The sequence below is a fragment of the Streptomyces sp. NBC_01381 genome (genome assembly GCF_026340305.1).
Taxonomy (GTDB): Bacteria; Actinomycetota; Actinomycetes; order Streptomycetales; family Streptomycetaceae; genus Streptomyces.
Window position 1 is genome coordinate 2,561,505 of record NZ_JAPEPI010000002.1, and the last position, 14,373, is coordinate 2,575,877.

Annotated in this window: 7 protein-coding genes; 4 read left to right on the plus strand and 3 right to left on the minus strand. The window is 71.8% G+C overall.

Going from position 1 to position 14,373, the window contains the following annotated elements; all coding sequences use genetic code 11:
* The 4 genes from OG453_RS33005 to OG453_RS33020 are packed head-to-tail and all read left to right on the plus strand — an operon-like array spanning position 1 to position 10,070.
* Positions 1-939 (plus strand): TauD/TfdA family dioxygenase, encoded by a 939-nt coding sequence (locus OG453_RS33005; RefSeq protein ID WP_266872219.1) that lies wholly within the window; start codon positions 1-3, stop codon positions 937-939.
* A 5-nt stretch (positions 940-944) separates the two neighbouring features.
* A complete protein-coding gene (locus OG453_RS33010) occupies positions 945-2,879 on the plus strand; it encodes a condensation domain-containing protein (protein WP_266872220.1) in 1,935 nt (644 codons plus the stop codon).
* Positions 2,872-8,823, plus strand: coding sequence for a non-ribosomal peptide synthetase (locus OG453_RS33015; protein WP_266872221.1), 5,952 nt, complete (start codon positions 2,872-2,874; stop codon positions 8,821-8,823). Before OG453_RS33010 ends, OG453_RS33015 begins: the two co-directional genes overlap by 8 nt.
* Entirely contained in the window at positions 8,823-10,070 is a 1,248-nt protein-coding gene (locus OG453_RS33020; protein ID WP_266872222.1) for a class I SAM-dependent methyltransferase, read from the plus strand. Before OG453_RS33015 ends, OG453_RS33020 begins: the two co-directional genes overlap by 1 nt.
* Here the strand turns inward: OG453_RS33020 and OG453_RS33025 are convergent.
* The 3 genes from OG453_RS33025 to OG453_RS33035 form a co-directional block, all read right to left on the minus strand.
* Entirely contained in the window at positions 10,054-11,904 is a 1,851-nt protein-coding gene (locus OG453_RS33025; RefSeq protein ID WP_266872223.1) for a non-ribosomal peptide synthetase, read from the minus strand. The two genes, OG453_RS33020 and OG453_RS33025, sit on opposite strands and share 17 nt — an antisense overlap.
* 285 nt (positions 11,905-12,189) lie before the next feature.
* A complete protein-coding gene (locus OG453_RS33030; RefSeq protein ID WP_266872224.1) occupies positions 12,190-12,822 on the minus strand; it encodes a DUF2461 family protein in 633 nt (210 codons plus the stop codon).
* Positions 12,823-12,836: 14 nt separating this feature from the next.
* Positions 12,837-14,315: an MFS transporter gene (locus OG453_RS33035; RefSeq protein ID WP_266872225.1), complete on the minus strand. Its 1,479-nt coding sequence runs from the start codon at positions 14,313-14,315 to the stop codon at positions 12,837-12,839.
* Between the last annotated feature and the right edge of the window lie 58 nt (positions 14,316-14,373).

A 14,373-nucleotide genomic window follows, 5' to 3' on the forward strand; every position in this document is an offset into this window, starting at 1 on the left:
GTGCAGCTGCCCCACGTCATCGAGGCCCACGAGGGCGAGGAACTCCTCGGCAGGATCGGCCGGGACCGCGCCGCGATCCGCCGGCGGCTGCGCTCCGACGGCGCCGTGCTGCTGCGCGGCTTCACGGCAGGCGGCGTCGACGGGTTCGAGTCCGCGGTACGGGAACTGTCCGGCGAGGCCCCGCTGCGCTACGAGGAACGGTCGTCGCCGCGCAGCACCATCAAGGGCCGGGTGTACACCTCCACCGACTACCCGCCGCACGAAGAGATCTTCTTCCACAACGAGAACTCCTACCGCGTGTCCTGGCCGATGAGCCTGTACTTCTACTGCGTCGAGCCACCGGGCGGCAGGGGAGCGACCCCGCTCTCCGACACGCGCCGTGTGCTGAGCCTCCTCGACCCCGCCGTGCGCGAGGAGTTCGAGCGGCGCGGCTGGAAGGTGGTGCGCAACTTCGGCTCCGAGTTCGGGCTGAGCTGGCAGGAGGTCTACGACACCGACGACCGGGCCCAGGTGGAGCGGTTCTGCGCGGCCAACGGCGTCGACGTCGAATGGCGTCCGGACGGCGGCCTGCGCACGTCCTCGGTGCGCGATGCCGTCCATCGGCACCCGGAGACGGGGGAGGAGGTGTGGTTCAACCACGCGGCGATCTTCCACATCTCGACACTGTCGCCGGAGAATCGCGAGGGCATGCTCGAACTGTTCGGCGAGGAAGACCTGCCCAACCAGAGCTACTTCGGTGACGGCGCGGACATTCCCGACGACGTGATGGCGCACGTACGCGACTGCTACCGGACGGCGGCCACACGGTTCGACTGGTCCCGCGACGACGTCCTGGTCATCGACAACATGCTCACCGCGCACGGCCGGGAACCCTTCACCCGCCCCCGTACGATCGCCGTCGCCATGGCCGAGGCGGTCGCGGCGAACGGGCGGGGGTGACCGCCATGACGGGACGAACCGTGTCCGCCCTGGTGAGCGACGCGTCGTACGCCCAGGCGCGGATGTACTTCCTCGACGAACTGGCCCAACGGACCGGGGTGTTCACGGTCGCCCGTGTCCTCGACCTGACCGGTGACCTCGACCCGGCGGCCCTGGACGCGGCGGTGCGCGGATGCGTGCGCCGCCACGAGAGCCTGCGCACCTGCTTCCGCGTCCACGAGGGACAGCTGCAGCAGATCGTCACCGACCACGAGCCCGGGCTGCGCATCCTCGACCTGCGCACCCTGCTCGGGCGGGACACCCCGCCGGACGAGCAGGACCTCGTCGCCGAGCTGGCCCGCCAGGAGGCCGCCGAACCCTTTGATCTGCGGCGCGTCCCCCTGCTGCGGACCACACTGATCCGCCTCACCGACCAGCGCGCCGTCCTGCTGCTGACGCTGCATCACATCGTGGCCGACGCCTGGTCGCTGGACCTGCTCCTGCGTGAGCTCGCGGCGCTCTATCGGGCCCATGTCACCGGCGCTCCCGACGGACTTCCCGAACTTCCTTTGCAGTACGCGGATTTCGCCGCCTGGCAGCAGCGCGCCGGGACGAGCGGCGCCCATGACCGGCTCCTCGCCCACTGGCGCGAGCGCCTCCGCGACCTGCCCGAACTGCCCCTGCCCACCGACCGTCCGCGCCCTGAACAGCTCTCCTACCGAGGCCAGGAACTCTCCGTCCCGCTCGACGACCGGCTCGCGGGCCGGCTGGGTGCCCTGTGCCGAGAGGAGGAGGCGAGCCTCTTCATGGGCCTGCTCGCCGGCTTCTATGTCGCGCTGCACCGCTACAGCGGCCGGGCCGACCTCACCGTGGGCGGCACCACGTCCGGCCGGGCCCGCCCTGAGACCCAGAACGTGATCGGTTCCTTCGTGAACATGGTGGTGCTGCGGACCATGGTCCGCGACGACCACACGCTGCGGGACGTGCTGCGGGCCACCGCGGAGACCTGTCACGACGCCTACGACCACCAGGAACTGCCCTTCGAGCGGCTGGTGGCCGCGCACGGCGGCGCCCGAAGGGCCAACAGGAACCCGCTGTTCCAGATCGTGTTCCAGATGATCGCCGAGCCGGACGACGAGCTGTCCGTGCCAGGGCTTGGCATCCGGATGCGCGAGGCCGCCACCAGTGTCACCACCTTCGACCTGGTGTGCACCGTGACCAACAGGGCCGGCCGGCTCTCGGCGACCCTGGACTACGCGACCGAGCTGTGGGACCAGGACACCGTCGCGGCCCTGGGTCACGCCTGGCAGCGGGCGCTGCGGGACCTCGCAGAGCGGCCCGACCGCCCCCTGCGGGACATCGCCCTGGCCGAGGAGCGTCCGTACGCCCCGGACGTCCTGCCGGACGAGCTGCGCGGCGATGCGGCCCTCGCGGAGCTGCCCGCCGATGCCGTGCTGACCGTCCGCGACCCCTACGGTCACCCCGCGCCGCCCGGAGCGGTCGGTGAGCTCTTCCGCCGCGACAGGCCGGATGGTCCCGCGCGGCCGACCGGCGTCGCGGTGCGGTCACGCGGAGACGGCCGCCTCACGGCCGCGCCATCGCAGGACGCCGCCCCCGCACCCGCCCCGGAGCCGTCCGACAACACCGCACCCGTCGGCCCCATGGAGCGCGAACTGGCCGCACTGTGGGAGGAGTTGCTCGGCTGCACGGGCGTCGGACGGCACGACAACTTCTTCCAGTGCGGCGGCCATTCGCTGCTTGCGACGGTGCTCATCACCCACGTCCAGGAGCGCTACGGCGCCGATGTGACCCTTGAGGCGTTCTTCCGGCAGCCCACCCCCGCGGGCCTCGGCGAGGCGATCGCCACCGCCTCCGACGCCGCAGGGAAGACCGGTGCCGCGGGAGCCGATGAACTGAGCGCGCTCGTGGACGCCTTGGAGCGACAGGGGGACCATGCCTGAAGCCGACCTCGCCGAGCGGATCCAGAACCTCACGGCGAAGCAGCGCACGGAACTGCTCAGACAGCTGCGCGAGCGCGGCATCACCCCGCCGCTGAGCCTGTTCGCAGGCCCTGCCGATGGCGACGCGCCCGTGTCGTCGGGGCAGCGTCGCATCCTCTTCCTGGGCGCGCTGCAGCCGGAGAACTCCGGCTACACCAGCGTGAACCCCTTCCGGCTCACCGGGCGGCTCGACCCGGCCGTGCTCCACCGCTGCCTGAACGAGATCACGGCCCGGCACGAGATCCTGCGTACCGTGTTCCCCCTGGTCGACGGCGTCCCCGTGCAGCGCGTCCGGGCCGCCGCACGGGTCGAGCTGACCGTCGTCGACCTGCGCGGACTGCCGCCCGCACGGCGCGCCGCCGAGGCGGACCGACTCATCGAGGCCGAGCACGGCATCCCCTTCGACCTGGCGGAGACCCCGCCCGTGCGGTTCCGGCTGTTGCGGCTCTCCGCAGAGGAGTCGGTGCTCCTCTCGGTGTTCCACCACGTCCTCGTGGACGGCTGGTCCCTCGCCGTCCTGGGCCGCGAACTGACCGCTCTGTACGAGGCGTTCGCGATCGGCCTGCCGAGCCCGCTGCCGCCCCTGCCCGTGCAGTACGGCGGCTTCGCCCGCTGGCAGGCGGTCTGCGAGGACGGCGCGGAGGCCCGGCGGCAACTGGCCTACTGGGAGACGCACCTCAGCGGCGCCCCCGACCGGCTCGACCTGCCCACCGACCGGCCGCGGCCACCCGTGCAGAGCCACCGGGGAGCCACCCATCATTTCGTGGTCGACGCCGAACTGATCGACTCCCTGCGCGAGTTGGGCGTACGGCACGGAGCCACCCTCCACATGACCCTGCTCGCCGCGCTCGCCACCGTGCTCCACCGCTACAGCGGTCAGGGCGATCTGCTCATCGGCGGAGCCGTCGCCAACCGGCGGCAGAGCGAACTGCACGACCTGGTGGGCTTCTTCGCCAACTCGGTGCTTTTCCGGGTGCGCCTCGACGACGACCCCGACTTCGCGGAACACCTGGCCCGGGTGCGCCGGACCTGCCTGGAGGCGCACGACCACCAGGACGTTCCGGTGGACCTGATCGCCCAGCGCCTGTTCCCCGAGCGTGACCTCGCGCGCAATCCGCTGTACCAGGTGAATTTCACCCTGCACAACACGCCGCCCGTCACCGGCGACCCTTCCGGTCTGACGGTGACACTGCTCGACACGGCGACCGAGTCGTCCCGCTTCGACCTCGACTTCAACATCCTGGAGACCGACGAAGGACTCGACTGCCTGGTCGACTACGCCACCGACCTCTTCGACGCCGCCACCGTCGGCCGCATCTGCGACTCCCTCGGCGAACTGCTCCGTGCCGTCGCCACCGACCCCGAACGGCGCCTCTCCGCCCTGCCGGTGCTGTCCGCGCGCGAACTGCGGCGGATCGTGAACGAGTGGAACGACACCGGCACCGAGTCCTGCGCGACCCCCCTGCACGAACTGGTGGCGGCCCAGGCGTCCCGCACACCCGACGCGGTCGCGGTGAGCCGCGCGGACCACACCATGACGTACGCAGAACTCGACAGGGCGGCGAACCGGCTCGCCCACCACCTGCGGGACGCCGGCGCCAGGACCGGCACCGTGGTGGCCGTCCTGATGGACCACGGACCCCAGACAGTGACCGCGCTCCTCGCGATCCTCAAGACCGGCGCCGCCTACGTGCCGCTCGACCGCACGCATCCCGCGTCCCGTACGAACGCCATGCTCGCCGACAGCGAGGCCACCGTCCTGGTGGTGTACGACGCCCTGCCGGCGCAGGTGGACCCGGCCGGCGCCCGGGTCGTCAGGACGGCCGCCGAAGCCGACGCGATAGCGCGGCGGCCATCGGCCGCCCCCGATGTCCGTGTGTCGGCGGACGACCTGATCTACCTCATGTTCACCTCGGGCTCCACGGGCCGCCCCAAGGCGGCGCTGCTCACCCACCGCAACATCGTCAACTACCTGCTGTGGGCGAAGGATTACTACGCCGCGGCCGCGGGGACGGGCGTGCCCGTGCACTCGCCGCTCGCCTTCGACCTGACCGTGACGAGCGTCTTCGCGCCCCTGCTCGCCGGTCAGCGCGTGCTGCTCCCGACGCCGACCGCCGACGACACCCCCGACGCCGCCCTGCGCGACCTGCTGACGGACGCCGCCGACCTGAGCTTCGTCAAACTGACGCCCTCGCACCTCAGGCTCCTTGAACAGTCCGCCGACGGCGCACCGCTCGTTCTGCCCGCCCGGACGGCCATCCTCGGCGGGGAGGCCCTGCACGAGGACGCCCTGTCCGCGCTGCGCGCGGGTACGCCCGATGTCCGGATCATCAATGAGTACGGACCCACGGAGACCGCCGTGGCCTGTACCGCCTTCGACGCGGGGAGCGGCCCGCAGGCGGACAGTGGGGGCCCGGTGCCGATCGGCAGGCCGATCGCCAACGTCCGCGTCCACGTCCTGGACGAGGCGCTGCGCCCGGTGCCGGTCGGTGTGCCCGGCGAGGCGTGCGTCGGCGGTGCCGGAGTGGGCCAGGGCTACTGGGGGCGTCCCGCGCTCACCGCCGAACGCTTCGTGCCCGACCCCTTCGGCACGGTCCCGGGCGCCAGGCTGTACCGGACGGGCGACCTGGTCCGGCTGCTGCCCAGCGGTGAGCTGGAGTACCTGGGCCGCCGGGACGGACAGGTCAAGGTGCGCGGCCACCGGCTCGAACCCGCCGAGGTCGAGGCCGCGGTGCGCAGCCACCCGGAAGTGCGGCAATGCGCCGTCGAGGTGGTCAGCCGCGCGCCCGGCGACGAACGCATCGTCGCCTTCGTCTGCCTGCGGGACAGCTCGAGGAGCGAGCGGAACTGGGACGGCGACCGCGTCGAGGAATGGCGGCGGCTCTACGAGACAACCTACGGCGATCTGCCCGCCGACCGCGACGCCGACTTCAACCTCGCGGGCTGGCTCAGCAGTTACACCGGCCGGCCCCTGGACGAAGGGGAGATGCGTGCCTGGCTCGACGACACACTGCGCCGCATCGGCGCCCTGCGGCCCCGCAACGTTCTGGAGATCGGCAGCGGCACCGGCATGATCCTGCTCAACATGGCGCCCACGTGCGGGAGTTACCGGGCCACCGACCTCTCCGCCCCCGCCGTCGCGTACGTACGGGACACGGTGGCCGCCATGGAACTTCCACCCGGCCGGGTCGAGGTCCGCACGGCCCCCGCCCACCAGAGCTTCACCCCGGAGGCGGGCGACCCGGCACCCGACACGGTGGTGCTCAACTCGGTGGTCCAGTACTTCCCTTCGGCCGACTACCTCCTCGACGTGCTCCGGCAGGCCGTCGACGCGGTGCCCGACGGCGGCCACGTCTTCCTCGGCGATCTGCGCAGCCTGCCGCTGCTCGACCTGTTCCACACCTCCGTCCAGACGCACCGGGCCCCGGCGAACATGCGCATCGCCGAACTGCGGTCCAGGATCCGCCGCCAGAGCGCCCTCGACCCGGAACTGTGCGTCGACCCACGGCTGTTCGAGGAGGTGGCGGCCCGCTGGCCGCGGGTCGCGCAGGTCCGTGTGCTGCCCAAGCGCGGCCGCCATGACAACGAGCTCAACCACTACCGGTACGACGTCGTCCTCACCGTCGGCCCCGAGGAGCCCTCGCTGGAGCGCTCAGGCACGCTGCTCGACTGGGCCGCCTCACCCCTCACTCCGGACGAACTCCTGCGCCTCATCGAGCGGGAGCGCCCCGAGCGGCTCAGCCTCACCGGCGTACCCAACGCCCGGCTCGGCGCGGCGCTCGCCCTGCGCGACCTCATCGAGGAGCGTGCGCCTTCGTCCTCCGTGGGTGAACTCCGGGCCCGCGCCAGCGCACTGCCCCCGCACGGCCGCGCCCCGGAGGACTGGTGGGAGCTGGCCGATCAGTGCGCGTACGAGGTGGAACTGAGCTGGCTCGAAGGGCGGTCCGACGGCGCGTACGACGTCGTCCTGGTGCGCCGCGCTGACTGCGCCGCCCCGCCGCCCGAGACCACCGCGCACCGCTCCGCCACACCCCCCGCCGAGCTGTTCGACGCACGGCGGCACACCAACGACCCGCACTGGCGCCGTGCCTGCGCGGTGACCATTCCGGACATCGACGCCCACGTACGGAGCTGGCTGCCCGAACCGCTCCTTCCGGCCCACTACGTCCCGCTGCCCGAGATCCCGCTCACCTCGAACGGAAAGGCGGACCGCACCCAGCTGCGGCGACTCGCGGCGGACCCCGCCGTCGTGGAGCGGGCCGTCTGGGGCGTGGCCGCCCGGGAGCTCACCGCCACCGAACAGGTCGTCGCCGACATCTGGCGCGAGCTGCTCGACTGCGGTGACGTCACGCCCGACGACGACTTCTTTGGACTCGGCGGGCACTCGCTGCTCACCCTCCAGGTCGTCTTCCGCCTCCGCAAGCGCCTGGACGTCGCCCTGCCGGCGCGCGCCCCGTTCGACCACCGGACCCTCGCCGACCTCGCCGCCTGTGTCGACGCGCTGCGGGAGCCCGAGGCCGGCGCCGCACCGCCGCCGCTGACCGCCGTGCCCCGCACGGGAGTGCTGCCGGCCTCCTGCGCCCAGGAACGGCTCTGGTTCATGGACCAGTTGAACCCGGGCGATCCCCGGTACAACGTGCCGGTCTTTGACCGTATCCGCGGACCACTCGACCCCCGGGCGCTGTCCCGGGCGCTCGACGCGCTCGTCGCCCGGCACGAGGTGCTGCGGACGATGATCACCGCGCCCGACGGCGTGCCCCGGCAGGAGATCCGGCCGCCCGCGCCGGTGCCGCTCCCGCTGGTCGACCTCACCGGGCTGCCCCCGGCGGCTCGGGAAGCGGAACTGGCCCGCCTGGTGCGGGAAGAGTACCGCCGGCCCTTCGACCTGGCCGAGGGGCCGGTCATCCGTGCCCACCTGGTGCGCCTCGCCCCGCAGGACCACGCCCTCCTCCTGTCGCTGCATCACATCGTGCACGACGGCTGGTCGTTGGGCCTCTTCAACGTCGACTTCGCCGCGTTCTACGAGGCCTTCGCCGAGGGACGCGAGCCCGACCCGGCCACGCCGTCGGTCCAGTACGCCGATTACGCCGTATGGCAGCGTCGCCTGCTCGACGAGGGCCACCTGGACGCCCAACTGGCCTACTGGAAGCGCAAGTTGGCCGGAGTCGTCGATCTGCCCCTACTGGCCACAGATCACCCACGGCCCGTCCGGCCCACCGGCAGTGGCCGGCTGCTCCCCGTCTCCGTCCCGGCCGAAACGGTGGGGAAGATCCGGCGGCTGTGCCGGCAGTCCGGGGCCACTCCGTTCGCCGTGCTGCTCACCGCCCTCGGCGTGGCCCTGTGCGCCCACACGGGCGAGCGGGAGGTGACCGTCGGCACCGATGTCGCGGGCCGGACCGCCGCCGAGACGCAGGACATGCTCGGCTTCTTCGTCAACCAGCTGACGCTGCGCGTCGACCTTGCGGGCGACCCGACCCGCAGTGAGCTCCTCGCGCGCGTCCACGGCACGGTGCTCGAAGCGCTCAGCCACCAGGACGTGCCCTTCGAGCGGGTCGTCCAGGCGCTCAACCCGCCCCGCAGCCGCCGGCACAGCCCGCTGTTCCAGACCAAGCTCGTACTGAACAACACGCCGGGACGGTCCGGCGTCGAACTTCCGGGCCTGCGCATCGAACCCGTCCAGGCAGGACTCGACACCACCAGGTCCGACGTGGCGCTCGTCCTGCAGGAGAGCCAGGCGGTGCGGGACGGCATCAGCCCGTCATCCGACGCGGACGGGGAGATCACCGGATTCCTGGAGTACAGCACCGAGCTGTTCGATGAGCCGACCATGACGAAGCTGCTCGACGACTTCGAGCGCGCCCTCGACTCGCTGACCGACGACGCCCCGGGGACAGGTGTCGCTTGATGAAGCCGCTCTCGACGTATCTCAACGGGGGGACCGCCGTGCGCGCCGAGGACGAGGCCCTTGCACTCACCGATGACGCACGGGCCGCATTCGACGCGGGCCGGGAGCTGGCCGCGACAGGGGAGTACCGCGCGGCGATCGGCCTGCTCCAGGCGGCTGCCGGGGACCCCCAACTGCGGGCGCGGGCCCTGTACTTGGCCGGTGAGTGCTTCGAGCGGCTCGGGGCGGAATCGGCCGCCGCCATCGCCTTCCAGCAGGCAGCGCTGAGCGGTCCCGGCGAGGACGACAAGCGCCTGCTCTACGACAGCGCACGGGCTCTGCAGGGGGAGGGCAGGCACGCCGAAGCCGCCGAGCGCTTCGAGACGCTGCTCGCCTGGGACGCCACGTACGAGGACGCCTGGAAGCACCATGAGGACAGCCGGACACGCGCCGGCTCGACCGCCCGGGACACGGTGCGACCGCACAGCTCCGAGACGCTCGTCAGAGACCTGGAGGCGCGCGGTCTGCTCGGGAACTCCGACTCCCGCATCGCGGCGTACGACGCCTTGTTCTACGTCCAGTTCGACCACACCGGCCTGCACGACAGCGTCAAGAAGCGGCTTGAACTCGTCCAGCTGCTCACCGCCGTCGGAGATGTCTCCGCCGTGCGCACCTCGCTCGACGTGGGCAGCGGCACCTTGCGCTACCCCCAGGTCCTGAACCGGTTCGGGGTGCGGTCGTACGGGATCGACCTCAGCGACGCGGGTGTCCGCGTCTGCGTGGACGAGCGGTGGGCGGCGGGCCGGTTCGCCGTCGCGGACGGCACGGCGATGCCCTTCCGCGACGGCTCCTTCGACCTCGTCACCTGCATGATGGGCACGGTCAACCACCTGTCGGCGGACCAGCGCGCACGCTTCCTCGCCGAGTCGTTCCGCACGCTGCGGCCCGGCGGGCTCCTGGTGGTGAGCGCATGGGATCCCGCGTGCCGCTTCCAGACGTTCCTTTCCTTCTACTCCCCGGCGGAAATGGCCCAGCTGCGCGGGCAGTTGACCGAGCGGGAGCCGCTGCGCGCGGAGTGCGCGGCGGCGGGCTTCGGCGAGGTGCGCACCACGCCGTTCTGCACGGCCCCCGACTGGTTGGTGACGGGGGCCGGCGCGGCAGGGACGAACGCCGACCACCTGGCCCGCCTCGCGGAGCTCGACCGGGAACGCGCGGCACACGATCCGGCGGGCGCAGGCCAGATGTTCCTGCTCAGCGCGCGTCGCTGACCCCACTCCCGCCGAACACGTCCGCGAGGCTGTCCGCCGTGAGGAAGCGGATGCTGCGTACGGCGATTCCCTCGCGCCGGCAGGCGGTGGCGAGCTTCATCGCCGTGATCGAATCCCCGCCCAGGTCGACGAAGTTGTCACCGGCGCGGACACCGCGTACGCCGAGAACCCGCTCGCACAGGGCGCACACCTTGCGCAGGATGTCGCCGGGTCCGCCGCTGCCGGGTTCGGCTTCCGCGCGACGGGAATGCGTCGCCCGGGTCTCCTTCTCGAACAGGTCCTGAAGGAGTCGGCGGTCGAGCTTGCCGTGGCGGGTGAGCGGGAGTTCGTCGAGGGTCGAGAAGTGCTGGGGGACCATGTACGGCGGGACGGAGGCTTCGAGCCGGGCCCGCAGCCGTTCCGGGTCGAGGTCCGGCGAGCCGCTCCCGTCCGGGACGACGAACGCGGCGAGCACGCTCCGCGGCTCGCGCGCCTTCACCACCGCTGCCGCGCCTATGCCCTCCATCGCGCACAACAGCGCCTCGATCTCGGCGAGTTCCACGCGGTGGCCGCGGATCTTCACCTGCCCGTCGGCCCGGCCCACGACGACCGGCCGGCCACTCGGATCGAGGCGTACGAGATCTCCCGTGCGGTAGACGCGCCCCTCGCCGTCGGGCAGCGCACTGAACGCGCGGTCCGTGGCATCGGGGAGGTTGAGATAGCCGCGGGCGACACCCGCCCCGCTGATGACCAACTCGCCCACGCCTTGGGCTGCTTGCTCCTCATCGGTGTCGTCCACGGTCAGGCGCGTGCGCGGAATGGGGTGGCCGATCGGCAGCGGGTCGTCCGGCGCGTACTCCTCGATGCGGAACCCGGCGGTCTCGTCGAGGCGGAGGAAGCAGCGGCCCACCACGGTCTCCGTCGGACCGTAGTGGTTGTAGACCACCGAGTCCGGGAACAGCCGTCGCAGGGCCGTGAGATGGCGGGCGCGCAGGATCTCGCCGCCGACGACGAACTGCCGCGGCCCGCGCAGCCCCCGCCGGTCACCGAGCCGGGCCGTGAGCATCTCGATGTGCGAGGGGGTCAGGCGCACCAGGTCCAAGTCCGGGTTCTGGACGGCCGTCGCGAGATCCTCGGGTTCCTGGTGCTGCGGGGCGAGGTGGAGCGTGCCGCCGGTGACGAGCGGCAGGAAGAGGCTCGTCAGGGAGAAGTCGAAGCTGAGCGGCGTGTGCAGATAGGCGTCGGCAGGCCGTCCGCCGGAGAACTCGGACACCGTCCAGCCGACATAGTTCGACAGGCCGGAGTGTTCCACCGCCACGCCCTTGGGGTGTCCGGTGGAGCCGGAGGTGTACAGGACGTAGGCGAGGCGCGCGGGATCCGGGGCCTCCGGCTGTACGGGGCTGCTCGTCGCGCGCGCGGCACCTGCGCGCAGATTCACGGTCCGCACGGATGTCCCCGCAAGGCGGTGGCGGTGCTCGGTATCGGTGACGGCGAGTTTCATCGACGTGTCATGCACCATGAACGCCAGCCGCTCCGGCGGGAGATCGGTGCCCAGCGGCACATAGGCGCCGCCCGCCCGCAGGACGGCGAGGAGACCGACGACGAGGCCGGGCGAACGACCGGCAAGGAGCCCCACCGCCTGCTCCGGACCGACGCCACGCTCCAGGAGTTCCCCGGACAACTGGCCGACTCTGGAGTGCAGTTCGCCATAGCTGATCCGTACGTCGCCCTGGACGACGGCCGGCGAGTCGGGCCGCTGCTCCGCCTGCCCGGCGAACCAGTCGTATACGGAGCCGTCCATGGATTCGTCTGTGGAGGAGAGATGCTCGTCGTTCCGTGCCGATTCCTGGTCCACCGCTCCGACTCCCGTTCTCGCGTGGTGACAAAGTGACCCGGCGACCCCGGCGCGACAGCCGTTCACGGTGTCACCATGCGGCGCATGCAGGCAGCGTACATAGACGATTTCGGGCCGCCCGACGCCATCCGTCATCGACTATCGCGATCCCCGACTCCCCGAGCGAGTACGGGAGTTGTCCCCGCACGGCGTCGACCTGGCCGGTCTCCCGTCACGGCCGGTGCTCCCGGTGGGCCCGCTCTATCTCAAGGGGGGCCTCCCGTGCCGCGCGGCGCTCTCGTGATGTCAGGCGGCGTGCTTCACGTGGCGGACCAGCCACATCAGCAGGGCGTCCAGGTCGGCGGCGGCCGAGAGGACCCGGTCGACGGCCTCGGGGGTGTGCAGCCACTCCTCGCAGCCGAGGGGGCGGGCGGCGATCAGCGAACGGTGGCGCAGCAGGTTCGTACGGGAGTGGTCCGTCGGATAGCCGCGCGGGGGGCGTTTCATCACGTCCCCGGAGATGTCGTAGCCCTTCTTCCGTACGTCCTCGACGATGGCGGACAGTTCGCGGCCGCTCCCCTCGGAGGCCACGGCTTTGCGGAACATGTCCACCTGGCGGGGATCGGGGTACCACCAGGCGCCCTGGATCCGCAGGCCGTCCAGGGAGAACCGGAGATTGATCTCGATCTTGCGGCCGAGCCGGATCACCGCGCTCTGGTGCTGCCACCACCAGGAGTCGGTGCGGTAGTGCCAGACGGAGAAGTCCTCGTATCGGGGGTCGGTGTCCGCGACCTCGTTGAGCAGGGCGATCATCGGCTGCCGGACCAGACGTTCACGGTCCGCGCGGCAGCGCTCGCGGGTCGCGTGGGTCGGCTCGCCCTGGAGCTGCCACAACACGTCCATGGCCTGCTCCGGCCAGCCGGTGAACTGTCCGCGCATGCGGGCAGGTTAGCTCACCCATGGTCCGCGCCCGGAGAGTGAGACGCCACCGCGTCCGCTTCGGCGTCAACTTCCGGCTCGGGCGCGGGATTCATCGGCCGTACGGGAATGAGTGAGGCGACGGCGGCCGCCGCGAGGGCCACACCGCAGCCCATCAGCATGGCGGCGCGGAAGCCGCCCTCCGACGGCAGCAGGTGGCCACCGAAGTCCGTCGTCAGCTGTGCGAGGACCACACCGATCACGGCGGCCGAGACGGAGCTGCCGATCGAACGCATCAGCGTGTTGAAGCTGTTGGCCGAAGCGGTCTCCTCCTGCGGCACGGCCCCCATGATCAGGGCCGGCATCGCCCCGTAGGCCAGGCCGACGCCCGCGTTGCAGACGATGGTCACGGCGAGCAGGCCCCAGGTCGAGCCGAGCAGGAGCAGCGAAGAGGCGTAGCCGACGGCGATGACCAGGCTGCCGACGGACAGCGTGACCTTGGGGCCGCGGGCCGCAGAGAGCTTGGCGCCGAGCGGGGCGAGGGCCATCATCATCAGGCCCGCCGGGGCCATCCACAGACCCATGGCCATCATCGACTGACCCAGGCCGTGGCCGGTGGCCTCGGGCAGTTGAAGCAGCTGCGGCACGACGAGCGACTGGGCGTACATCGCGAAACCGACAAGCACCGAGGCCGCGTTGGTCATCAGGACCTGCGGGCGTGCGGTGACGCGCAGGTCGACCAGCGGCTCGGCGCTGCGCAGCTCCCACCAACCCCAGGTGAGCAACACGACGACGGCCGCGGCGAAGAGACCGAGCGTCGTCCCGCTCGCCCAGCCCCAGTCGGAGCCCTTGGACACGGCGAGCAGCAGACAGATCAGGCCGCTGCCGAGGCCGATCGCGCCCAGGAGATCAAAGCGGCCGGCAGCGGCCCGCACCCGCCCCGCGGGCACGAACAGCCAGGCAAGGGCGCCGACCAGAAGACTCAGCGCAGCGGCGACCCAGAACAGCACGCGCCAGCTCGCGTTCTCGGCGACGGCCGCCGAGAACGGCAGGCCGAGCGCGCCGCCCACGCCCATGGACGCGCTCATCAGGGCGATGGAGGAACCCAGGCGCTCGGGCGGCAGCACATCGCGCAGCAGGCTGACGCCCAGCGGCACCACGCCCATGCCCAGGCCCTGCAGTCCGCGCCCGACGATCATCGGCACGACGGAGGAGGACAGTGCGCAGACCACCGAGCCCGCGACGAGCGGCAGCACGGAGACGAGCAGCATGCGGCGCTTGCCGTACATGTCACCGAGCCGCCCGGCCACCGGAGTCGCCACCGCCGCGGAGAGCAGCGTGGCCGTGACCACCCAGGACGCGTTCGACGCGGACGTGTCGAGCATGCTCGGCAGATCGCCGATCAGCGGCACCACCAGCGTCTGCATGACCGCGGCGACGATGCCCGCGAGGGCGAGTACGCCGACGATGCGCCCCGGACGCACAGCGGACTCATCGGGCTCGGATCTGACCACTGGCTTCTCCCTCGACTCTGCACGACGCCTTCGGCCCCGCAGGATGCGACGCCCTCGG